Raw genomic sequence first — 22,758 nt, 5'->3', positions numbered from 1 at the left:
CAATGGCAAAACGAACCGGCCTCGGCCGCGGTATCGGCGCACTGATCCCCATGGTTGACGACAGCCCGCGGGGGCGACCCGTCGACGTCTTCTTCCCCGACACGGTGGGGGCGGCCAAGACGGCGGATGTAGACCGTGAAGAGCTCCTCGCCGTCCCCGGTGCCCGCCTGGCACACCTGAACCCCTCCGACATCGTGCCGAACGCCGTGCAGCCGCGCACGGTGTTCAACGAGCAGGACTTGGCCGAACTCGTGCACAGCGTTCGTGAGATCGGCGTGCTGCAGCCGATCGTCGTGCGCCCGCACGCCTCACTTCCGGGTAAGTACGAGCTCGTCATGGGTGAACGTCGCCTCCGCGCGACTCGGGAGGTTGGCCTGAGCACCATCCCTGCCGTCATCCGCGAAACCGCCGACGACGACATGCTGCGCGACGCGCTGCTCGAGAATCTGCACCGTTCGCAGCTCAACCCGCTTGAAGAAGCCTCGGCCTACCAGCAGCTGCTCAGTGACTTCGGCATTACTCAGGAGGAGCTCGGTAACCGGATCGGCCGCTCGCGCCCGCAGATCAGCAACACGCTTCGACTGCTGAAGCTCCCCTCCCCCGTGCAGATGCGCGTCGCCGCCGGTGTGCTCTCCGCCGGGCACGCTCGCGCCATCCTCTCGGTGGGTGAGCCCGAGGCCATGCAGCGCCTGGCTGACAAGATCGTCAATGAAGACCTGTCCGTGCGCAGCGCCGAGGCCGTCGCCAGCAAGGCTCCGAAGCCTGCTCCGGTGGTCAAGCCCAACGCCGGCAAGAAGCAGGCCCACCTCGACGAGATCGCAGAGCGCCTGGGTGATCGCCTGAACACCCGCGTGAAGATGCATCTGGGTGCCCGCAAGGGTCAGATCACAATCGACTTCGCGACGGTTGGCGATCTCAACCGCATCCTCGGCGAGATCGGTGAGCCCGGCTTCACCAAGTAGCGCCTGCGCCTTCTCGAGTGCCCCATGTTTCACGTGAAACATGGGGCATTCGTGTTTGCCCCGGACACCACCCAGTCGTCCCGTTTCACGTGAAACATCGCTGAGGGTGAGCGGCGCCCCGCCCCTCCTCAGGCACTCGCCCACGGTGCTGCACCCTCCCGGTGGCTGGAAGGAGCTTGCGACCGAAGCCGCCACGGCTGGCCAGCGCAGGCTCCCAGAGGTGGTTCTGAGGGGGCGCGCGGGGCGCAGCGCGACAGCGGCTGGCGCCACTCAGAGTCGCTCTCGACTTCCTGCCGGCACCCCGCCCTCAGCCTCGCCTAGCTCGCCCCCGGCCCCTTCGACTCCGACCGCTTCGACTCACGTCGGTCCTCCCTCTCCCCCGGTGGCGCGAGGGAGCTTGCGACCGAAGCCACCACGGCTAGCCCGCGCAGTCTCCCCGACGTGGTTCTGCGGGGGCGCGCAGGGAGCCGCGCGACAGCGGCTGGCGCCACTCACAGTCACTGTCCGACTTCCTACCGGCACCCCGCCCTCAGCCTCGCCCCCCGGCCCCTTCGGCTCCCGTCAGACCTCCCTCTCCCCGGTGGCTCGAGGGAGCTTGCGACCGAAGCCACCACAGTTGGCCAGCGCAGGCTCCCCGACGTGGTTCTGCGGGGGCGCGCGGGGCGCAGCGCGAGAGCGGCTGGCGCCACTCACAGTCACTGTCCGACTTCCTACCGGCACCCCGCCCTCAGCCGCGCCCCGCTCGCCCCCTGGCCCCTTCGACTCCCGTCAGTCCTCCCTCTCCCCCGGTGGCTCGAGGGAGCTTGCGACCGAAGCCACCGACGCTGGCCCACTGTGGACTCGTCGATGCAGCCCCAGCAGGGACACGCAGCGGCGACGCGACCGAACCTGGCGCCGCCCACAGAGGGCCCCTCGACGCACTGCCAACGCCCCATCCTCACTCTCGCCCTCTGCTCCCCGGCCGGCTGCCCAGCGTCGAATCCCGACGCCGCCCTCGCTCTCGGCCGCAGTGGCACTCCCCCTTGTCATTCCCGCCAGCGCCCTCTTCTCGGTGGCTAGAGGGAGCTTGCGACCGAAGCCACCTTTCCGCCCGCACGACCCTCCTATCGCCGTGTTCTGCGGGGGCTCTCTGAGCCGCAGTGTCGTCGTGACCGTTGCGCCTGCGGACTTCGACCCGTGAATCTCTGCTGGCGCTCCGTTGCTCTCCCAGAGCGTCTAGTTTGCGCCCGCTCCGGCTGCCCACTCATCAGCCTCCAGCGCCCGCTCCAGGGCCCGCCCCGTCGAACCTCTCCCCCTCTGACGCCACTCCCTCCCGGTGGCTCGAGGGAGCTTGCGACCGAAGCCACCGCGGCTGGCCGGCGTCGAGTCCCGACGCCGTCCTCGCTCTCGGCCGCAGTGCCACACCCCCTTGTCACCCCCTTGTCACTCCCGCCAGCGCCCTCTTCTCGGTGGCTAGAGGGAGCGTGCGACCGAAGCCACCTCTCCGACCGCACGACCCTCACTATCGCCGTGTTCTGCGGGGGTGCTCTGAGCCACAGCGTGGTCGTGACTGCTGCGCCTGCGGACTTCGACCTGTGGATCTCTGCTGGCGCTCCGTTGCTCTCCCAGAGCGTCTAGTTTGCGCCCGCTCCGGCTGCGCGCTTATCAGCCTCCAGCGCCTGCTCCGGGGCCCGCCCCGGCGAACCTCTCCCCCTACTGACGCCACTCCCTTCCGGTGGCTCGAGGGAGCTTGCGACCGAAGCCACCGCGGCTGGCCGGCGTCGAGTCCCGACGCCGCCCTACACGTGCGGTCAGTTCGAAAGGCGACGGGGTTGGTGCCGCTCAAAGCTGACTCCTCGGAAGGCTGCCGGCAATCTGCTCTGGCCTTCGGCGGCTGTGCCGCTACCCCCTCCGCGCTTCCGGTAACGCTCCCCTCTCGGTTACTCGAGGGAGCCTGCGACCGACGCCACCTCGGCTGACCGGCACGATCTCCTCGACGCGGCTCCGCGGGAAAGATCACGTGCGGCGCGAGCAAGGCAGGCGCCGCTCACCGCCGGCCTCTAGCCTCGCTGCTGGCAAGCTGCCCGCGCCCTCGGCCGCAGTACCAGTGCCTCGCTCGGTGGCTCGAGGGAGCTTGCGACCAAAGCCACCCCGGCTGGTCAGTGCGAGCTCGCCCACTCGGTTCTGCGAGGGCGTGCAGAGCTCCGCGCGACGCCACCTGGCGCTGCGCGCGTTTGGCTCTTCGGGACGCTGCTGGCACGCAGCTCTGGCCGTCGGCCGCGGTGCCACTTCTTCCCAATTGCTCCCTCTCTCAGTGGGGCGAGGGAACCTGCGACAGAAGCCACCCTGGCTGGCCAGCGTGAGCTCCTCGATTCGGCTCCGAGAGGCGCAGGACGAGGGCGGCTGGCACCGTTCGCAGTGGATTCCCTCGGGTCACTGCCGGCAAGCCGCCCCAGCTCTCGGCGCGGTGTCACCTCCCTCGCAATGCTCTCCCCCTCTCAATGGCCCAAGAGGGCTTGCGAACGAGGCTCTACGCCGCTCACGCCGCTCGGGCTGCACGCTCGCTGCTGGCCGACTCTGGGTGGGGCTGGGTGGGCCTCAGCTGTGGTCGGGCTGCGCTAAAGCGAGCCGGTTCGATTGACGGAGTGCGCGACGCTCGCCGTCTCGGGCTGTGCTGTGGACTGCAACGGGTGCCCAGTCGTTTGTGCCCGTTTGGGAGCAGGGGGCAGCGTCATTGAACGAGGGCGTATCGATCACGTTGGCTCCCGGGGCTTCTGGCGCTGCGCTGCTCCTTCGTCGCGGCGCGGCTCCCTCGAGTCGGCGGGGACGTAGCGGCCACAGGTTGAGACCTGGCTAACCCATTCGCCTGGCGGGGTCCAGGAGCCCGCGACCACACGCAGTAGGGCGGACGATTCCGACGGCGGCGATCAGCGGGTAGGACCCACTCCTAGGGTGGCGGGCAACTCGGACCGAAGCCAACATCGGCGAGAGCGGGCAAAGCGATCACGACGGATCCCGGGCTTCGGGAGCTGCGCTGCTTCTTCGTCGCGGCGCGGCCCCCTCCAGTCGACGGGGAGAGCGCAGCACGGCGATGTGTGGTGAGTTCAGTCGCCGAGTTCGGTGGAGCAATGATCTCGGCAGGATCAATCGGCGGGCGGGCTGGACCACTCCCCGCCCCCGGACCGTTGACGGGCGTTTCACGTGAAACATTGGGCGGGAACGACGAAAGGGCACCCACCGGGTGCCCTTTCGTGTGTGACTCGTGCCCGAGTGCGCTTCTAGTGGCGCGCAGCGGCCGCCAGAGCCCCGTAGACGGCTCCAAGCTCCCGCCCTGAGGCCTCGATCGCCTGAGGCAGCAGCGAGGTCTCTGTGAGGCCGGGGAGGACGTTCGCCTCGAGGAACCACGGCGTGCCCTCTGCATCGAGGATGAAGTCGATGCGCGAGACGTGGCGGAGTCCGAGCAGACGGTGCACCGCGACCGCGGTCTCGGCGACGAGGGCCGCGGCCTCGGGTGTGATGCGAGCCGGAGCGAAGAAGGTGGTCTCCCCCGCGTTGTAGCGAGCGTCAAAACTGTAGACGCCGCTGCTGGCCCGGATCTCCACTGCGGGAAGCGCCTCGGGGCCGGCGCCGGTGTCGATGATTCCGACGGCGAGCTCGACTCCGCTGATGCGCTGCTCGATCAGGGCGACATCCGAGTAGGTGTAAGCCTCGACGACGGCGCGTGGCAGTTCTGCCTCGGATCCGACGAGCGAGACACCCTGGGCCGAGCCACCGACGGAGGGCTTCACCACGAGGTCGTCACCGAGACGGTCGATGACGCGGCGCAGCACGTTGGCGGCGCCGAGGTCGCGGAAGGTCTCCTTGGCCAGCGTGATGGATGCCGGCGTCGCGATGCCGGCGCGTGCGACGAGCGTCTTGGCGGTGGGCTTCGACCAAGCCAGTGCCGCGTCGTCTCCGCGCGAACCAACGAAGGACACCCCGGCCGCTTCGAGCAGGCTGAGCAGTGCGCCGTCTTCGCCACTCGCTCCGTGCAGTGCCGGCCAGACGACGTCCGGCTTGTGCGCGGCAATCGCGTCGAGCAGGGTCGCGTCGGGGTCGAGCACGGTCACGCGGTGCCCGGCACCGGTCAGCGCATCGGCGACGCGGCGACCGGAGCGCAACGAAACGTCGCGCTCGTGCGAGATGCCACCGGCCAGGACGACGATGTCGAGCGAAGTGGCCTCGGTGCCGCCATCCGAGGCGTCCAGCCCGGTGTCCGCTGCAAGGTTTTCAGTCATTATCAGGACTTTCTTCGATTTCAGTTGTGCAGAACGAGTTCTCTGAGTGGGTCCACTTCAGAGTGGGTAGACACTAGGAAACGTTGGGCGGCGGCGAGGCGAATTGCGCCGTTCCGGGGGCCGCACCGAGGGTGCCGGTGCCCTTGAAGGTCTCGAGCAGTTCGAGCTCTCCCCCGATGACAGATGCGAGTCGACGAATGCCGAGGCGAATCTGTTCCGGTGTCGGGTAGCAGAACGAGAGACGCATGTTCTGGTGCCCATTGCCGTCGCCGTAGAAAGCGGTGCCCGGAGTGTAGGCGACAAGCTCCTTGACGGCGCGCGGCAGCATCGCCTTGGAGTCGAGTGGCTCGGGCAGGGTAACCCAGACGTAGAACCCGCCGTTGGGGTTGGTCCACTCAAGTTGGGGCAGGTGCTCCCCCAGTGCCGAGATCATCGCCTCCTTGCGCTCTCGGTAGACGCCGCGGAAGGTGTTGATCTGTTCCTTCCAGTCGGCGGTCGCCAAGTACTCCGAGATGACGAGCTGGCTGAATGAGCTCGGGGAGAGCACGGCTGCCTCGTTGGCCAGCACGAGCTTCTCGCGGATCGCGTGGGGGGCCAGCGCCCACCCGGTGCGGAATCCGGGCGCGAGGGTCTTAGAGAAGGTGCCGAGGTAGATGACCCCCTCCTCCTCGATCGAGCGCATGGCATCCGGTGCCGGCTTGTCAAAGTAGAGCAAGCCGTAGGGGTTGTCCTCGAGCACGAGGATGTTGTGCTCCTTGGCGATCGCCAGGATCTCGATCCGTCGCTCCCAGCTCAGCGTGACGCCGGCCGGGTTGTGGAAGCTCGGGATCGTGTACAGCAGCTTGATGTTGCGCCCGGCGGCCTTCAGGCGGGTGATGTGCTCGCGCAGCGCCTCGGGGATCATGCCGTGCTCGTCCATCGGAACGTGGTCGACGTCCGCCTGGTAGGAGCGGAAGATCACCATGGCCGTGACGTAGCTCGGCCCCTCGGAGATGACAACGTCACCCGGGTCGAGGAAGAGCTTGCTGACCAGTTCGAGGGCGTGCTGGGAGCCAGTGGTGACTACGATATCGTCGGCGTTGGCCTGGATCCCCTCGAGGGCCATGACCTCGAGAATCTGCTCGCGAAGCGCGGGAACTCCCTGACCAGAGCCATATTGAAGCGCGGTCGGGCCCTGCTTGACCATGACCTGGTCCATCGCATTGATCACGAGATCCTGTGGCAGTGCAGACACGAATGGCATCCCGCCGGCGAGGCTGACGACCTCCGGTCGGGAGGCCACCGCGAAGAGCGCGCGCACCTCAGAGGCTCGGAGGCCCGCGGCTCGCTCCGCATAGTGCGAATACCACGGGTCGAGGTTGTTGCCGGGCTGGTTATTTTCAGTCACTCGTCATCCATTCTCGTGCGCTTCAATGCTATTGGAATTGGGGTATCGCCAAAGTCGGTCCGTTAATGCACGAAACCCCCGGCCAGAAGGCCGAGGGTTCAGTGGAGACCGGTCGGCTACGCGAGGTAGGCGGCCAGGTCGGCTTCGAGGGCAGGCTTGGGCTTGGCGCCGATAACGGTCTTCACGACCTCGCCGCCCTGGTACACCTTCATCGCCGGGATGCTGGTGATCTGGTACTTCATCGCCAACTGCGGGTTCTCATCGACGTTGACCTTGACGATGTCGAGCTTCTCAGAGTGCTCGGTCGCGATCTGGTCGAGGATGGGGCTGACGGCGCGGCAGGGGCCACACCACTCTGCCCAGAAGTCGACCAGAACGGTCTTCTCGTTGTTGAGAACCTCGGCCTCAAAGGTGGCTTCGGTAACGGCACGTGCGCTCATTGCGTTCTCCTTCGGTGAAATCTGTTGGTCTGGGGCTTAGGCAGAGGCGGACGCGGTTGCCGTTTCGGATGCAGCGGCGGCCAGCTCGGCCGGCAGCGAAGCCAGGTAGTGCTCGGCGTCCAGTGCGGCGACGCAGCCGGAGCCGGCGGCGGTGATGGCCTGGCGGTAGCTGGGGTCGATGACGTCGCCCGCGGCAAAGACGCCGGTCTGGGACGTCTTGGACGAGCGCCCGGCGACCGCGATGGTGCCCTCAGAGGTGAGGTCCAGCTGGCCGTGGATCAGGTGCGTGCGCGGGTCGTTTCCGATCGCGATGAACAGACCGTCCAGGGCGAGCTCGGAGGCCTCCCCGGTCACGGTGTCGCGCAGGCTGACGCCAGCCAGGGCGCTCTCGCCGTTGATCGAGGTGACCTCGGAGTTCCAGATGAACTCGATCTTCGGGTCGTTGAATGCGCGCTCCTGCATGATCTTGGAGGCGCGCAGGCTGTCCTTGCGGTGGATGACGTAGACCTTGGAGGCGAAGCGGGTGAGGAAGGTGGCCTCCTCCATGGCGGAGTCGCCACCGCCGACGACGGCGATGACCTTCTCGCGGAAGAAGAAGCCATCGCACGTTGCGCACCACGAGACACCGTGGCCGGAGAGCTTCTCTTCGCCCTCGACGCCCAGCTTGCGGTATGCGGAGCCGGTGGCGAAGATCACGGAGAGGGCCTCGTGGGTCTCACCCGAGCCCAGCGTGACGGTCTTCACATCGCCGCTCAGGTCGAGGCTGGTGACGTCGTCGTAGACGACCTCGGTGCCGAAGCGCTCGGCCTGCTGCTGCATCTGCGTCATCAGCTCGGGGCCCTGGATGCCCTCAGGGAAGCCGGGGAAGTTCTCGACATCCGTGGTGTTCATCAGCTCGCCGCCGGCCTCGACAGAGCTGGCGATCAGCAGCGGCTGGAGGTTGGCGCGGGCGGCGTAGATGGCCGCGGTGTAGCCCGAGGGGCCGGAGCCGATGATGATGACCTGACGCACGAATACTCCCTGAATGGTGTTGCGGTTGTTGTGCCTGAGCGCTGCGACTGTTTGCCGCCTGCCCAGTGTGAAACACAGTCTAGGTGAGGACTATTCCGCGCCAGCTGGATGCACCGTAACCGGTTCGCATGGTTAGCGACCCGGATGCCGCCTCAAGTGGTGCGGCTCATCCTCCGGTCGTCGCGAAGACGTAAGTCTCCGAACCGTTCTCGGCGCAAGCCAGCCTGATCGGCTCGGTGACCGCGCGGAACTCACTGCCATCTGGATCGAACGGCGCGAGCGACTCGGTCGGTTCCGCCGAATTCAGATAGCTCACGACGTCGTTGACCTCGCCCTTGAGGCCCCGTTGCGTGGCAGGCACGGTCTGAAGGGAACGGTACGCGACGACCACCGAGCCCAGGAGCGCGTTGTACTGCTCGTTCGTGATGGCACCGAGCTCAAGATCGGTGCGGGCGTTGTGCAGCGTCGTCTCGGTGATCGTCACCCCCGCGCAGCTCGCGGCGATCGCCGCGTCGGTCGGGGTCCCCTGCACCTCGGCCGCAAGATCCGAAGCCGCTGCGCCGGTCGACACGGGGGTCGGTGGCGGCACTGTGGCCTTTGCGCAGCCGGCCAGTGCCAGTGAAGCCACAGCAGCGGCGAGCAGCATGCGCAGTGTCGGCAGCGCGCCCCCGCTGCGTCGTTCAGAAACCATCATGAGCCGTCCCCCGTCTCGTGCCAGCGCGTCCTCGCGTGGCTGGGTCACAGCATAAGGCGTGGGGCTAGCGGCGACGGATGCGGGCCAGCATCGGGTCGAGCACGACCTTCAGCTCGGGGGTGCGCAGCAGCAGCAGCGTTCCGAAGTACAGGGCGGCCATGACGGCGCCGACGGTGATCATGGACACGATGGCCCCGAATGCCCCGGAAACAGCGAATCCGCCGTCCTCGAAGGCCCCGAACTGCACCATCAGGAAGAGACCGAGCGCGGTGGGCACGATGGCCGCGCCGAGGTAGCTCAACAAGCTGCGAGCCAGGCGGCGTCCATCAATGCTGCCAAGCTTGCGCCGAAGCAGGAACCCGGCCAAGACGGCTTGTGCGGTGCCGGCCACGCTCACGACGAGTGCAATCCCGAATGCGATCCACTCGAGTGGCAGGAAACGACATCCGATCACGCCGATCGTGACGAGGATGACCTGGAACAGGGTGAAGAAGAACGGGGTGCGGGTGTCGCCGAGCGCATAGAAGGTGCGTTGGAAGACGAACAGTACGCAGAAGGCGACGAGCCCCACGATGTAGGCGATGATCACATTGCCGAGTGCCTGAATCTGCGTGAACGGCTCGACGAAGAAGGTCGAGAAAGGGTACGCGCAGATTGCGATGACGGCCGAAGCCAGCACGATGATGAGAGACGTTCCGCGCACGGCCGACGAGGCGTCGGTGAGCACCGCGGACAGTTTTGATGTGGAGGCGTGCTCGCTCATGCGCGTGAAGTAGGCGGTCGCAATGGACACCGTGATGATGGAGTGCGGAAGCATGAACACGAGCCAGGCCGTCGACAGCACGGAGACCGAAGCATCGTCACCCGACGCGGCCGAGACGACCCGCGTCTCGATGATTCCTGCGAATGTCGTGAGCAGCAGCATGCCGAAGGTCCAACTGGCCATCTTGCCCGCTGCCCCGAGCCCGACCCCGCGCCAATGGAAATCGGGGCGGTAGCTGAGGCCGATGCGCTTCCAGAAATAGAGCAGAGAGGTCGCCTGCACGATGACGCCCAGCGTGGCGCTGCCGGCGAGAACCACGACCATGGCGGTCGTGTATTCACTGGCCGAGCGCGCGCCGGTCGGATCCGCGCCGAACATGATGGAGAAGGCGGCCAGGCCCGCAATCGCTACGACGTTGTTGAGGACGGGCACCCACGTGAACGGACCGAAGGACTTGCGCGCGTTGAGCACCTCACCGAGCACGGTGTAGAGCCCGTAGAAGAAGATCTGGGGCAGGCACCAGTACGCGAAGGTGATGGCCAAGGACATCTGCGCGGCCGGGAAGTTGTCTCCGACGACGAGCTGGGTGAGTGCCGGCGCGAAGAGCGTGGCGATCAGGGTGGTGGTGCCCAAGATGACGAGCGCCAGTGTCACGAGTTTGTTGATGTATCCAACTCCCCCGTCCTTGTGCAGCGCGGAGCGCACGATCTGCGGAACGAGCACGGCGCTCAAGACGCCGCCAGCGACGATCACGTACACCTGATTGGGCAGCTGATTGGCGACGTTGAAGGCGTCGGGGCCCGCGCCGAATTGGCCGATGATGCGGGCGAAGATGATGACTTTGACGAAGCCGAGAATGCGCGAAACGAGTGTTCCGGATGCCAGCACGGCGCTGGCCCGGCCGATGCCGCTAGCCACGCGGGGACTCGGGCTCATCGGTTTCCTCACGAGTAACCTCTTCATCTGGTTTCACTGAGTCGCCGCTCTCTTGTTCGCCGGCGTCTTCGTCGACCGCTGGCTGCTCGCCCGCGGCCCGTTCGCGTCGGCGTCGGCGGATGTTGCGGAAGATGCCAAAGCCGAAGAAGAGCAGGATGGCGCCGCCGAGCAGGGCTGCGCCCAGGCCCTCCCAGTCGGCCTGCACGTTGACCGGGATGGTCACGCTGGAGCCGAGCTGGACGCCGGTCGCGGTGCTGAGAGTGACCGTCACATTGACGGGGCCGTTGCCGACGTGGGCGTTCACCGGCACGAGCACGGTGCTGCTGGAGCCCGCATTGATCGTCACCTCGGCGGACTCGTCCACGACGAGGCGGCCGTTGGACGGCAGCAGGTTCACGCGCAGCGTGACGGGCTGGGTGAACGTGTTCTGCACGGTGACGGGGAACTGGGCGCTGCCGCCGACCACGAGCACGGATGGGCTCTGGACGACGCTGACGGAGTCGAGGATCTCGCGGGTGCGAAGCAGGTCATCGCTGACCGCCGCGTGCCAGGCGGTGGTGTCGGCGAGCCAGTTGACGCCGAGCAGCGCGAGCAGGTTCGTTCGCTCCGGTTCGGTGATGGTGCGCGGGTCCGTCACCGCGGTGCTGAAACCGGTCAAGGCGGTTTCACGGTCGAGCAGGGCCGAGATCGCGGCGAGGCGTTCCGGCGACTCGGCGGCCTCGCTGAGCGTGACGTCGCTCGCGGGTGCCGCCATGACGGCGCTCAGTGGGGCAACGGAGGCGACCGGCATCTGCTCCAGCGCCGTGAGCGTGGCATTGACGAAGCCGGCGTTGCTCGCGAACTCCCGCGGCAGCACGGCAAGCAGAGGGCGCGCCGGCGACTCGCCCGCGGCGACCGCGACCGCCGCCGTCGCGCGTGCCATGGCCGCCTGCCAGTCGCTCTCCCGGCCGGCCTGCAGGGCGTCGTTCAGTGCGCCGTTCAACTCGGTGTCCGCCACCAGCAGCGCCGTGTCGGCGGCGCGGGAGGAGGCCGAGGGCTGAACCGATTCAGTGTTCTGGAGGTTGGAGCCGGCGACGATGACGGTGTCGTAGCCGTTGGCTTTCATCGTCGGCAGTATGGCCGCGTTCACGGTGTCCGGTGCGGGCCACGCGACGCCGCTCAGGGTGTACGGCCAGGCCAGCAGATCCTTCATGCTGGGCACGCCAGCGCCCATCACGGAGTCGGCGGGAGGCGCGGTCTCCGACTCGGCGCCGGGGGCAGCCGTCGACGGCGCTTCTGCCTCGCCCGGTGCCGGAGTCTCGCTGGGTGCCACGGTTGGGCTCGGCGTCTCGGTGGTGAAGTTTCGCTCGTCGATGACGGTGTCGAACGACAGCGGCTCCAGGAACGGGTTCACGCCGAGCTGGGCCTGTGCCGCGACGTCGGCGTCGGCGTAGGGCAACGCGAACACCTCATTGGGGGCGATGGCCAGACGGTTCAGCCAGTCGACGGCGCTCTGCGGCGCACTCGTGCCGAGCACGCGGATCGAGGCCAGGATCATCGGGTCCAGGGCGACGGCTACGTTGTGGGCCAGAGCCGATTCGAGGCTGCGCGTGAGCAGGCCTCCCGGCCCGGTGTAGGTGGCCAGCTTCTCGCTCGAGATCAGCCCGACGCTGTCGGCGGGGGTGGTCATCGGCATGACGATGGCGAGGGGACTGCGCGGGGTCTCGGCGGGCAGCAGCACGACGGTGCTGCGCGTCTGAGCGAGCACTGCACTCTCGCTGAGCAGGCTCGCGACGATCCCCTGTGCGCCCCAGTCGGAGGGGTCCAGCTCGAGGGCGGCGGCGGGCACGGTGATCGTGACGGTGGCGCTCCCTCCCCCGGCCACGGACGGGCCGTCGGCGATCGCGACGAGGTGGCCGTCATCCGGGACGCCAGCGTTGTCGAGCGTGGTTTCCGCGAGCACCTCGGCGCTCGGCCGCAGCCAGGCGGAGAGCTCGGCGGAGTCGGCGAGCGTGTCATCGCTCAGTCCGATCGCGATCCGGGTCACGCTCAGCGCCAGTCGGCTGCCGTTGGTGACCGTGGCCGAGAGCTGCAGGTCTTCGCCTGGTCGCACAACGGCGCCGTGGCCGGGGGCTACGACAATGCTGACCGCATCGGATGCGGCGGCGGCGGCAGACGAGTCGACTGGGCCCTCCTGCGCCGGGGCCGCCGATGCCGGGGCCTGGCCGAGCAGGGCAGGGGTAAGGATCGCGGCCGCGGCGAGCACGGCAAGGATGCGTCGCGGTGACCGTCGACGGGGTGCGCCGCCATGCATGCGGGCGCGGAGACCCTCTAAGAATGCAGGCCGACGCGTGTGCAAAGACTCGGCCACCATCCCCAGATTCTATGGTGCCGCCCTGTGTGGCTGCTGCACCGGGCCGTGCACCCTTTAACATGGTGTTCATGCAGAGTGTCGCGGCGGCCCTTGCCCGGCTGGGCGATCTTGCGGCGACCGCCGCCGTTTCACGTCTGGCCGTGGCCTTCGAAACCGCTGGCCACGAGCTCGCCCTGGTCGGCGGGCCGGTGCGTGACGCCTTCCTCGATCGCGGCACCAACGACCTCGACTTCACCACCGACGCCTCCCCCGACCAGATCCTGGCGATCGTGACGCCGATCAGCGAGGCGCAGTGGGACATCGGGCGGCAGTTCGGCACCATCGCCGCCAAGATCGCCGGCGAAACCGTTGAGATCACCACCTACCGCACCGACAGTTACGTCGACGGAACGCGCAAACCGGAGGTCGTCTTCGGCACCTCGCTCGACGAAGACCTGCTGCGCCGGGACTTCACCGTCAACTCGATCGCGCTCCGGTTGCCCCAGATGACACTCGTTGATCCGGCTGGCGGCATCGAGGATCTGCTCGACGGCCGTCTCCGCACCCCGGCGACGCCGGAGCAGTCCTTCGGCGACGACCCGCTGCGCATGATGCGGGCCGCCCGCTTCTCTTCTCAGCTCGGATTCCAGTTGGACGACGCGGCGTTCTCGGCGATGAAGGCGGGCGCGGACAGCATCCGCCGCATCTCGATCGAGCGCGTCAACGACGAGCTCTCCAAGCTGCTGAAGACGGATGCCCCGCGCGCCGGCCTCGAGCTGCTCGTCGACTCCGGCATTGCCGCCATCGTGCTGCCCGAGCTTCCCGCCCTGCGCCTCGAGATTGACGAGCACCACCACCACAAGGACGTCTACCAGCACAGCCTCACCGTGCTGGAGCAGGCCATCGGCTACGAGAAGTCGCGGGGCAAGCTGCAGAGCCCCGACCTGGTGCTGCGCCTGGCCGCGCTGCTGCACGACATCGGCAAGCCGGCGACCCGGCGCCTCGAGGCCGGCGGCGTCGTCAGCTTCCACCACCACGACCTCGTCGGTTCCAAGCTGGCCAAGAAGCGCCTGCGCGAGCTGCGCTACGACAACGACACGATCGCGGCCGTCGGCAAGCTGATCGAGCTGCACCTGCGCTTCTTCGGCTACACCGAGGGGGCCTGGAGCGACTCGGCCGTGCGGCGCTACGCCCGCGATGCCGGTGACCAGTTGGAGCGCCTGCACATCTTGACCCGGGCCGATGTGACGACCCGCAATCGGCGCAAGGCCGACCGGCTGGGCTTCGCCTACGACGACATCGAGGAGCGCATCGCCCAGCTGGCCGAGGAGGAGGAGCTGAACGCCGTACGGCCCGACCTCGACGGCGAGCAGATCATGAGCTTGCTCGGCATCCGGCCCGGCCGCGACGTCGGCGAGGCATATCGCTTCCTGCTCGAGCTGCGCCTGGACGAGGGCCCGATCGGCGAGGAGCGCGCCACCGAGCGCCTGCTCGCCTGGTGGGCCGCCCGAAACTGATCGGCACGGAACGCCCCGGCACCCGATTGGGGTCCGACGCAGCGGGAGCACCCACTGGTAGCGTTCGGGGCGGAGGTGTCGGTGAAGAAGCTGCGCAGCAACTCGGCCATGACGGTGGCGCTCGGCGTGCTCGTGGGCGCGCTCGCGCTCGGCATGGGAGTGCTGGCCGCCGGAGCGATCGCGGGCTCCGGTAAGACGATCGTGACCGTTCGGCTCTGGGACGACAGCGTCGCGGCCGCGTACAAGTCCTCCTTCGCGGCATTCGAGGCGGCCCATCCAGACATCTCCGTCGATGTGACCGTCATCCCCTGGTCTCAGTACTGGGACCAGCTCGGCGCCGATGTCGACGCGGGCCGGGCCGACGACATCTTCTGGCTGAACAACTCCTATCTCACCGACCTTGCCGAGAGCGGCGAGCTGGTGAACATCGACGCGACGCTCGGCGAACGCGCCAAGAACGACTGGGACCGTGTCGTGGTGCGCGAGTTCACGGCGGAGGGCACCTTGTGGGGTGTGCCGCAGCTTTCGGATGCCGGCATCGCCCTGTATTACAACAAGGCGATGGTGGTCGAGGCCGGCATCGACCCGGCCGCCCTGGAAGAGCTGGCGTGGAGCCTGGACCCGGCCGAGGACTCGCTGCTGCCGGTGTTGCAGAAGCTGACCCGCGACAGCCATGGACGGGCGGCGACCGACCCCGAGTTCGATCCCGACTCGGTGAGCCAGTACGGCTACAACGCCTCGAACGACCTGCAGGCCATCCTGCTGCCCTCCATCGGCTCCAACGGCGGCGACTTCGATGTCGACGGCATTTACAGCTTCGCCGGCGACGCGGCAGCACAGGCGATCGGCTACCAGGTCGCCCTGATCAACACGCACCGGGTCGCCGCGCCCGCCGCGCAGAGCAACGCCGAATCGGACTTCGCCCGCGACAGCTTCATCAACGGCAAGCTGGCGTTGTTCCAGTCCGGCGTGTACAGCCTCTCCCACATCGCCGACAAGGCCGAGTTCGAATGGGGCGTCGCCTCGATGCCGGCTGGCCCCGCGGGCCGAGTCTCTGTGACGAACGGCATCGCCGCGGCGGGCAACGCGCACAGCGCGCACCCGGCCGAGACGGCCGAGGTGCTCAAGTGGCTCGGATCGGCAGAGGGCAACAGCTTCGTCGGCGCCAGCGGCGCAGCCGTGCCCGGCGTCGTCGCGGCGCAGCACGCCTACTTCGACTACTGGGCAGGCAAAGACGTCGAGGTGGCGAAGTTTTTCGAGGTGCTCGCCCGCGATGCGCCGACGGTGACGCCGCCGCGGACCGCGAACTTCGCCGAGGTCGAGGCCGCCTACGGCCCTATCCTCGACCAGGTGTTCACCGGGCAGCTGCCGTTGGAGAGCGGCCTGCGGCAGGCCCAGGATGCCGCCAACGCGGTGGTCGCCGGCGGTTAGTGCCGCGTCGCCCGCAGCGGCTCGCTTTCGCCTCCGGCATCCGTTACAATCGGAAGGTTGCTCACGCGCCGGAATCTCTGGCCTCCGTGTTCAACACATGCACAACCCTCCTGTTGCAGAACGTCTGCAGCCGTTTTAGTCCGAAGGAGGTGGGTTAGTCATGCACCAGTACGAACTGATGGTTATCCTCGATCCCGAGATCGATGAGCGCACCGTTGCTCCCAGCCTTGACAAGTTCCTCAACGTTGTTCGCAACGATGGTGGCACGATCGACAAGGTCGACATCTGGGGCCGTCGTCGTCTCGCTTACGAGATCAACAAGAAGACCGAAGGCATCTACGCCGTCGTCGACTTCACCGCAGAGCCCGCTACCACCACGGAGCTTGACCGCCAGCTGAAGCTCAGCGAAGCAGTCATGCGCACCAAGGTGCTGCGCGCAGAAGAGGGAATCGCTCAGGTTGCCGCTGCACAGAAGCTCGCCGAGGAGAAGGCCGCCCGCAAGGCTGCCGCTCCGGCCAAGGCTGCGAAGGACGCTTAGTCCCGATGGCCGGCGAGACCGTAATTACCGTGGTGGGCAACCTCACCTCAGACCCCGAGCTGCGTTACACGCAGAACGGACTGGCGGTTGCCAACTTCACCATTGCCTCCACCCCGCGCACGTTTGACCGTGCAAAGAACGAGTGGATCGATGGCGAAGCGCTGTTCCTGCGCGCGAGCGTTTGGCGTGAATTCGCTGAGCACGTTGCTGGATCACTGACCAAGGGTTCCCGCGTTATCGCTTCCGGGCGTCTCAAGCAGCGTTCCTACGAGACGAAGGAAGGCGAGAAGCGCACCAGCTATGAGCTGGATGTCGACGAGATCGGCCCCTCGCTTCGTTACGCGACCGCGTCTGTCACGCGTGCCCAGTCTTCTGGCGCCCCCCGTGGTGCTGCCCCTCAGGGTGGCAACTTCGGTGGAGCCGTCGAAGAGCCGTGGGCTCCCAGCGCCCCTGCCGCCTCTGGCGGCCAGGACGTCTGGAACACCCCGGGCAGCTACAGCGACGAGACCCCCTTCTAGGCCCTTGGGCCGGCTTCCGGATGCCGCATCACGCAGCATCCGGGCGTAAATACTTCAAGACAAAGGAAATACCATGGCTGGAAAGAGCAGCGGCGACCGCCGCAAGCCACTCCGCGGAGCCAAGGGTGGCAAGAACGCCGCTCCCGCGAAGTCCATTCGCGTTGGTGTCATCGACTACAAGGATGTCCCCACGCTTCGTAAGTTCATCTCTGAGCGCGGGAAGATCCGTGCCCGCCGCATCACAGGCGTTTCCGTGCAGGAGCAGCGTCTGATCGCCCGTGCCGTCAAGAATGCCCGCGAGATGGCCCTGCTGCCATACGCCGGCAGCGGACGCTGAGGAGTAAAGACATGAAACTGATTCTGACGCACGAGGTCACTGGCCTCGGTACCCCCGGTGATGTCATCGAGGTCAAGAACGGCTACGCCCGTAACTACCTGGTTCCGCAGGGCTTTGCCGTGCAGTGGAGCCGCGGTGGCGAGAAGCAGGTCGAGCAGATCAAGGCCGCTCGCGCGGCTCGTGAGCTCGCCACGCTCGAAGAGGCGCAGGCATTCAAGGCTGCCCTCGAGGCTGCCAAGGTCAAGCTGGTCGTCAAGACCGGCGCTGAAGGCCGTCTCTTCGGTTCGGTGAAGACCACCGACATCGCTGACGCCGTTGCTGCTGCCGGACTCGGCACCATCGACAAGCGCAAGGTTGAGATCCCCAACCCGATTAAGGTTGTCGGAACTCACCAGGTGACGGTTCGTCTGCGCGACGAGCTGTCGGCCGCGATCACCCTTCAGGTGGTCTCCGCCAAGTAGGCGTAAAACTCTGGCCGCAAGGCTGTGATGTGGCGGTGGGCTTCGGCCCACCGCCACATCTGTTTAAGAAGCAGTTTTTAGCACTTTCGCAAAGCGCAATCCCCCCGTTCTGTGCACAGGGGACTGTGGAATTTGGCCCCAAAAAGGCGCTGTGGAAAACTACTTTATTCACACAGCTGTGCACAAATTAAAACCCCGGTCAAACTACGTTTCTCTGCAAAAGAAAGTTAGTTGTCCACAGCTGTTCCCACAGGCTTTACACAACACTGGTGGCGTTTCCCGCAGATTGTTCACAGGGTTATCCACAGGCCAGGTTGAGTTGCCCCCAAGCAATCCGTATGGTGGCTCCAGCGGCGCTCGTCGGTGTGTTCTGGACTGGGTTTTTCCACCCGGCTCGCCGCACTGTCAGAGGTACCCGCTATCACTGGATATGGGTTCAGCTGTTCCCGACCCACCCCCATTGACCGGCTTTCGCCGGTAGTCCAGTTTGCCGAGGAGGCACCGCGTGTCGATCGCACATCTAGGGCTCTCAGACTCCCCTGAACCACAGCGCGCCGAGCGCGCAGACCGTACACCGCCGCACGACCTGCTCGCAGAGCAGAGCGCGCTGGGCGGCATGTTGCTGTCGAAGGATGCCGTGGCCGACGTCGTCGAGACGCTGCGCGGCCCCGACTTCTACATCCCCAAGCATGAACTCGTCTTCGACGCGATCCTCTCGCTCTACTCACGCGGCGAGCCGACCGACGTCATCGCCGTCAGCGATGAGCTCACCAAGCAGGGCGAGCTGGCTCGCGCCGGCGGCGCCGACTACCTGCACTCACTGACCAGCATGGTGCCGACCGCCGCCAACGCCGGCTACTACGGCTCCATCGTGGCCGAGCGCGCTCTGCTGCGCCGCCTGGTCGAGGCCGGAACCCGCATCGTGCAGATGGGCTACTCGGGCGAGGGCGAGGTGCTCGACCTCGTCAACAACGCGCAGGCCGAGATCTACTCCGTCACCGGCAGCACCGAGACCGAAGACTACGTTCCGTTGACGGATGCCGTTTCGGCCGCCATGGAAGAAATCGAGGCTGCTTCGCACAAAGACGGGTCGATGACCGGTGTTCCCACCGGCTTCGTTGATCTCGACGAGCTGACGAACGGTTTCCACCCCGGTCAGATGATCATTGTCGCAGCGCGACCTGCTGTGGGTAAGTCGACCTTGGCTCTCGATTTCGCGCGTTCCGCGTCGATCGGCCACAACATGCCCTCGATCTTCTTCTCGCTCGAAATGGGCCGAGCCGAGATCGCCATGCGCCTGCTCTCCGCCGAGTCATCCGTGCCTCTGCAGAGCATGCGCAAGGGAAAGATTGAGTCTCGCGACTGGACAACCATCGCGCAGGTCAGCGGTCGAATCAACGATGCTCCGCTCTACATCGACGACTCCCCCAACATGACCCTGGTTGAGATTCGCGCCAAGTGCCGCCGACTCAAGCAGCGCGTCGGCCTCAAGATGGTCGTCATCGACTACCTGCAGCTGATGACCTCGGGCAAGCGCGTCGAGAGCCGCCAGCAGGAGGTCTCGGAGTTCTCGCGCGCGCTCAAGCTCATGGCCAAGGAGCTGCAGGTGCCGGTCATCGCGCTGTCCCAGCTGAACCGTGGTTCCGAGCAGCGTGCCGACAAGATGCCCGCGATCAGCGACCTGCGCGAGTCGGGCTCGATTGAGCAGGATGCCGACATGGTGATCTTGTTGCACCGCGAAGCTGTCTACGACAAGGAGAGCCCGCGCGCCGGCGAAGCCGACCTGATCGTCGCCAAGCACCGCAACGGCCCGACGCGTACTGTTCCTGTCGCCTTCCACGGCCACTTCTCGCGCTTCGCGGACCTCGCCCCGAGCTAAGCAGCCGTCGCGAGCGGGCTGCGACGGCCAGCAGCTCCCGGTTCTGCCGCTGCTACTGCAGGCCAAACGCGAGGCGGAGCTCGCGGCCGACCAGCGCCGGAACATCGAGAACGCCTGGATGCAGGGCGTCGAAGAGCTGCAGCCCGTCCCAGGTCGCAATGACGAGCGCCGCGCGCTGCTCCGGACTCAACTCGTCCTCGATGCTCAGGCGGTTGCGTTGCCGCTTGATCGTCCAGGCGAGCAGGCTGATCAGCCGGTCGTGCCGGCGCTGCAGGACGGCGCGCGCAGGATGCCCCTCCGCGCCGGCCTCCGCGGTGAGCATCGACAGCAGTTGCACGAGTCCTGGCGCGCTCACGTTGCTCTCTGCCGTGCTCACGAAGGCGTCGACGAGGCCCTGGGCGCTCATTCGAACGGGGAGTTCGGAGAGGAACTGCTGCTGGTCATGCCAGCCGACCACGGCGAGCATCAGGTTCGTCTTGTTGCCGAAGTGGTGCAGCAGCGTCGAGTGGTCGACGCCCGCCTCGCGCGCGATGCTTCGCAACGACGCGCCATAGAAGCCCTTCTGCGCGAAGGCGTGCGCGGCGCTCGCGACGATCGCCTTCTTGGTGGCGCGACCGGTGGCGTATCCGCCGCTTCGCGGGGACACTTCAGCTTGCTCGGGCACGAGCGACTCCTCGTATATCCACCACATGGTGGAATTTCAGGTACAGTTTGATTTGCGGGCCACATTGATGATCTCAGGTGTGCCCGGCACTCGACGCCGCGGGCCTCGCCGGCGTTGCCGTGTTCGTGAGAAATCTGCCCCTCTTGCCCCCTCCGACGTCGGAAAGCCGCATGACAATACCGAACGACCCGCCGCAGTCAGGGTCCGCCCCCGTGAGCCTCGAGCTGGTCGAGCAGATGACGCTGCTCGAGAAGGCATCGTTGATGTCTGGCGCGAACTTCTGGAACACCAAGCCCATCGCCCGGCTCGGTGTGCCCTCGATCATGTTGACGGACGGGCCGCACGGCTTGCGCAAGCAAGGCGGTGCTGCCGATCATCTCGGCCTCAACGCCAGCATCCCGGCCACGAGCTTCCCGACGGCATCACACCTCGCGAACAGCTGGGACGTGCGGCTTCTGGAGCGGGTCGGTGCCGCGCTCGGTGCCGAGGCCGCTGCCGAGCAGGTCAGCGTGCTGCTGGGCCCCGGGCTGAACATCAAGCGCAACCCGCTCGGCGGGCGCAATTTTGAGTACTACTCGGAGGATCCGCTGCTCTCCGGCAAGCTTGCCGCGGCCTTCATCCGCGGCATCCAGTCACACGGCGTCGCGGCCTCTGTCAAACACTTCGCGGTGAACAGCCAGGAGACCCATCGCATGTCGATCGACGAAATCGTCGACGAGCGGGCGCTGCACGAGATCTACCTCGAAGGCTTCCGGATCGCGATCACCGAGGGCCGTGCCTGGACGGTGATGAGCTCGTACAACCGGGTCAATGGGACCTACGCCAACGAGAACGAGCCGCTGATGCTCGACGTGCTCCGGCGGCGGTGGGGCTTCGACGGCTTGGTGGTCACGGACTGGGGCGGCAACAACGACCGAGTCGCCGGGCTCCGAGCCGGCAACGCGCTCGAGATGCCCTCGACGGACGGGGTCACGGACCTGGAGATCGTCCGAGCAGTCGAGGACGGCTCACTCGATGAGAAGATCCTCGACGAGCGTGTGCGCGAGGTCCTCACACTGATCGAACGGACGCGGCAGAAGACCAGCGATGTCGTCGACCACGACGACGCGCATGAGCTCGCCATCGAGGCTGCGCGGCAGGCGATCGTGCTGCTCTCGAACCCGCACGGCCAGCTGCCGTTCACCGAGGGCAGCGGCCGGATCGCCGTGATCGGCGACTTCGCCGAGACCGCACGCTACCAAGGCGCCGGCAGCTCCCTCGTCAACCCCACGCAGGTGGACGATCCGCTCACCGCACTGCGGGCGACGGACCTGGAGATCGTCGGATTCGCTCCCGGCTACACGCGCCGGGACTCCCCTTCCCGCCTGCGCCGCCGTCGCGCCGTCGCCCTCGCGTCGAAGGCCGACACGGTGCTGCTCTTCGTGGGGCTTGACGAATCCGCCGAGGCCGAGGCCGTGGACCGGAAGCACCTGGCGCTCGCCCGAAACCAACTCGAGCTCGCCGAGGAGCTGTTCGCACTCGGCAAGCCCGTCGTCGTCGTCGTCGTCGGAGGAGCACCGGTGGAGCTCCCGTTCGCCGACCGCGCTGCGGCGATCGTGCACGCGTATCTCGCCGGGCAAGGAGGGGGCCGTGCCGTCGCCGACATCCTCACCGGCGCGGTCAACCCGAGCGGCAAGCTCGCCGAGACCTATCCGATCGCCTACGCCGACGTGCCCAGCTCTGCGGACTTCGGTCGAACCGAGGCCACGAGCGAACACCGCGAGAGCATCTACGTCGGCTATCGGTACTACGACAAGGTCGGCGCCGCCGTGCGGTATCCGTTCGGCCACGGCCTCAGCTACACGAGTTTCGAATACACGGCCCTCACGGCCGACACGTCCCATGCCCGACTGACCGTGACCAACACGGGCGAGCGCGCCGGAGCCGAGATCGTGCAGATCTACGTCGAAGCCCCGTCCGCAGCGGTCGGCGTTGCGCGCGCCGCGCGCGAACTTCGCGGATTCGCGAAGGTCCACCTCGACCCCGGAGCCAGCGCCCAGGTCACCATCGACCTGGCCGAGCACGCCTTCGATGCCTACGACGTCGAGACCGGCGCCTGGCGCGGCGTGCCCGGGCGCTACCGGGTGCTGGCCGGCGCCTCCTCGCGCGACATCCGACTCGACGCCCCCGTCGACAGTGAAGGGACGCCGTGGTCGGCCAGGGCGGACGCCCTCCCCCACTACGTCTCCGGACACGTTGCAGACGTCGATTCGGCCGAGTTCGCCGCACTGCTCGGACGCGAACTCCCGTCACCGAACTGGCCACGAGGCGGCACCCTCACGCGCAGCGACATCATCGCGCAGACCGCAGGCCGCGGCGGCTTCGCCTCCGTCCTGCACGGACTCATCACCACGACGAGCGCACTGCTCATGCGGGTGGGGCGCCCGCACGCGTCGAACAACGTCAAGTTCGTCCTCGACATGCCCTTCCGCTCGATCCCACGGCTCACCGGGGGAAAGTTCGACGAGGCAATGCTCGACGGCTTCCTCCTCATGGTCAACGGCCGCTTCTGGCGGGGCGCCGCGAACCTGACCCGGGCCGCACTCCGCCGGAACCGCACTGTCACCTGAGCACACCCTCCCTGTCCACCCCC

The 22,758-nt window shown here is 67.0% G+C and carries 17 protein-coding genes; 9 read left to right on the top strand and 8 right to left on the bottom strand.

What is annotated here, in order from left to right:
• Window positions 1-2 precede the first annotated feature (2 nt).
• Window positions 3-962, top strand: coding sequence for a ParB/RepB/Spo0J family partition protein (locus tag AWU67_RS14490; protein WP_067230593.1), 960 nt, complete (start codon window positions 3-5; stop codon window positions 960-962).
• A gap of 3,257 nt (window positions 963-4,219) precedes the next feature.
• Here AWU67_RS14490 and AWU67_RS14485 read toward each other — a convergent pair.
• From AWU67_RS14485 to AWU67_RS14455, 7 genes are all read right to left on the bottom strand, one after another.
• Window positions 4,220-5,218 carry a D-alanine--D-alanine ligase family protein gene (locus tag AWU67_RS14485; protein WP_082717027.1) on the bottom strand — a complete coding sequence of 333 codons (999 nt, stop codon included), beginning with the start codon at window positions 5,216-5,218 and terminating at the stop codon, window positions 4,220-4,222.
• A gap of 73 nt (window positions 5,219-5,291) precedes the next feature.
• Window positions 5,292-6,605, bottom strand: coding sequence for a PLP-dependent aminotransferase family protein (locus AWU67_RS14480; RefSeq protein ID WP_067230590.1), 1,314 nt, complete (start codon window positions 6,603-6,605; stop codon window positions 5,292-5,294).
• A gap of 116 nt (window positions 6,606-6,721) precedes the next feature.
• On the bottom strand, window positions 6,722-7,045 hold the full coding sequence (gene trxA / locus AWU67_RS14475; RefSeq protein WP_067230587.1) for a thioredoxin: 324 nt from the start codon (window positions 7,043-7,045) through the stop codon (window positions 6,722-6,724).
• Window positions 7,046-7,081: 36 nt separating this feature from the next.
• On the bottom strand, window positions 7,082-8,056 hold the full coding sequence (gene trxB, locus AWU67_RS14470) for a thioredoxin-disulfide reductase (protein WP_067230584.1): 975 nt from the start codon (window positions 8,054-8,056) through the stop codon (window positions 7,082-7,084).
• A 166-nt stretch (window positions 8,057-8,222) separates the two neighbouring features.
• Window positions 8,223-8,798 (bottom strand): hypothetical protein, encoded by a 576-nt coding sequence (locus AWU67_RS14465; protein WP_129586736.1) that lies wholly within the window; start codon window positions 8,796-8,798, stop codon window positions 8,223-8,225.
• 16 nt (window positions 8,799-8,814) lie between these two features.
• Window positions 8,815-10,431 (bottom strand): murein biosynthesis integral membrane protein MurJ, encoded by a 1,617-nt coding sequence (murJ, locus tag AWU67_RS14460; RefSeq protein ID WP_234407273.1) that lies wholly within the window; start codon window positions 10,429-10,431, stop codon window positions 8,815-8,817.
• Window positions 10,424-12,694 carry a DUF6049 family protein gene (locus tag AWU67_RS14455; protein WP_067230575.1) on the bottom strand — a complete coding sequence of 757 codons (2,271 nt, stop codon included), beginning with the start codon at window positions 12,692-12,694 and terminating at the stop codon, window positions 10,424-10,426. The genes murJ and AWU67_RS14455 overlap by 8 nt, the downstream gene beginning before the upstream one ends.
• A 176-nt stretch (window positions 12,695-12,870) precedes the next feature.
• Here AWU67_RS14455 and AWU67_RS14450 point away from each other — a divergent pair, with 176 nt between their 5' ends.
• The 7 genes from AWU67_RS14450 to dnaB all read left to right on the top strand — a co-directional run bounded on the left by AWU67_RS14450 (window position 12,871) and on the right by dnaB (window position 19,462).
• Window positions 12,871-14,298, top strand: coding sequence for a CCA tRNA nucleotidyltransferase (locus AWU67_RS14450; protein ID WP_067232862.1), 1,428 nt, complete (start codon window positions 12,871-12,873; stop codon window positions 14,296-14,298).
• 81 nt (window positions 14,299-14,379) lie between these two features.
• On the top strand, window positions 14,380-15,729 hold the full coding sequence (locus tag AWU67_RS14445; RefSeq protein ID WP_199922299.1) for an ABC transporter substrate-binding protein: 1,350 nt from the start codon (window positions 14,380-14,382) through the stop codon (window positions 15,727-15,729).
• A 160-nt stretch (window positions 15,730-15,889) separates the two neighbouring features.
• The gene (gene rpsF, locus AWU67_RS14440; protein WP_055841342.1) at window positions 15,890-16,267 is read left to right on the top strand and encodes a 30S ribosomal protein S6; all 378 of its coding nucleotides are present in this window, start codon (window positions 15,890-15,892) and stop codon (window positions 16,265-16,267) included.
• A 5-nt stretch (window positions 16,268-16,272) separates the two neighbouring features.
• The gene (locus AWU67_RS14435) at window positions 16,273-16,785 is read left to right on the top strand and encodes a single-stranded DNA-binding protein (RefSeq protein ID WP_055841345.1); all 513 of its coding nucleotides are present in this window, start codon (window positions 16,273-16,275) and stop codon (window positions 16,783-16,785) included.
• Between the two features lie 73 nt (window positions 16,786-16,858).
• Entirely contained in the window at window positions 16,859-17,122 is a 264-nt protein-coding gene (gene rpsR / locus AWU67_RS14430) for a 30S ribosomal protein S18 (protein WP_035835236.1), read from the top strand.
• A gap of 11 nt (window positions 17,123-17,133) precedes the next feature.
• On the top strand, window positions 17,134-17,583 hold the full coding sequence (gene rplI, locus AWU67_RS14425) for a 50S ribosomal protein L9 (protein WP_067230572.1): 450 nt from the start codon (window positions 17,134-17,136) through the stop codon (window positions 17,581-17,583).
• Window positions 17,584-18,088: 505 nt separating this feature from the next.
• Window positions 18,089-19,462, top strand: a complete 1,374-nt coding sequence (dnaB, locus tag AWU67_RS14420) for a replicative DNA helicase (RefSeq protein WP_067230568.1) — start codon at window positions 18,089-18,091, stop codon at window positions 19,460-19,462.
• Between the two features lie 52 nt (window positions 19,463-19,514).
• Here the strand turns inward: dnaB and AWU67_RS14415 are convergent, their stop codons facing one another.
• Complete coding sequence (locus AWU67_RS14415; RefSeq protein WP_160329770.1) at window positions 19,515-20,126, bottom strand: TetR/AcrR family transcriptional regulator; 612 nt, start codon at window positions 20,124-20,126, stop codon at window positions 19,515-19,517.
• A gap of 170 nt (window positions 20,127-20,296) precedes the next feature.
• Here AWU67_RS14415 and AWU67_RS14410 point away from each other — a divergent pair, with 170 nt between their 5' ends.
• The gene (locus AWU67_RS14410; protein WP_082717025.1) at window positions 20,297-22,735 is read left to right on the top strand and encodes a glycoside hydrolase family 3 C-terminal domain-containing protein; all 2,439 of its coding nucleotides are present in this window, start codon (window positions 20,297-20,299) and stop codon (window positions 22,733-22,735) included.
• The last annotated feature ends 23 nt before the right edge of the window (window positions 22,736-22,758 follow it).

The sequence above is a fragment of the Microterricola viridarii genome, assembly GCF_001542775.1.
In the GTDB taxonomy this organism is placed as follows: domain Bacteria; phylum Actinomycetota; class Actinomycetes; order Actinomycetales; family Microbacteriaceae; genus Microterricola; species Microterricola viridarii_A.
The sequence above is the reverse complement of the archived record's forward strand: the minus strand, read 5'-3'. Positions and strand labels throughout refer to the sequence as shown.

Excerpts from the sequence above, each read along its gene's own strand:
- rpsF (WP_055841342.1), top strand. The coding sequence starts at position 15,890 with ATGCACCAGTACGAACTGATGGTTATCCTCGATCCCGAGATCGATGAG.
- trxA (WP_067230587.1), bottom strand. The coding sequence starts at position 7,045 with ATGAGCGCACGTGCCGTTACCGAAGCCACCTTTGAGGCCGAGGTTCTC.
- AWU67_RS14450 (WP_067232862.1), top strand. The coding sequence starts at position 12,871 with ATGCAGAGTGTCGCGGCGGCCCTTGCCCGGCTGGGCGATCTTGCGGCG.
- rplI (WP_067230572.1), top strand. The coding sequence starts at position 17,134 with ATGAAACTGATTCTGACGCACGAGGTCACTGGCCTCGGTACCCCCGGT.
- AWU67_RS14410 (WP_082717025.1), top strand. The coding sequence starts at position 20,297 with ATGACAATACCGAACGACCCGCCGCAGTCAGGGTCCGCCCCCGTGAGC.
- AWU67_RS14490 (WP_067230593.1), top strand. The coding sequence starts at position 3 with ATGGCAAAACGAACCGGCCTCGGCCGCGGTATCGGCGCACTGATCCCC.
- AWU67_RS14485 (WP_082717027.1), bottom strand. The coding sequence starts at position 5,218 with ATGACTGAAAACCTTGCAGCGGACACCGGGCTGGACGCCTCGGATGGC.
- AWU67_RS14435 (WP_055841345.1), top strand. The coding sequence starts at position 16,273 with ATGGCCGGCGAGACCGTAATTACCGTGGTGGGCAACCTCACCTCAGAC.
- rpsR (WP_035835236.1), top strand. The coding sequence starts at position 16,859 with ATGGCTGGAAAGAGCAGCGGCGACCGCCGCAAGCCACTCCGCGGAGCC.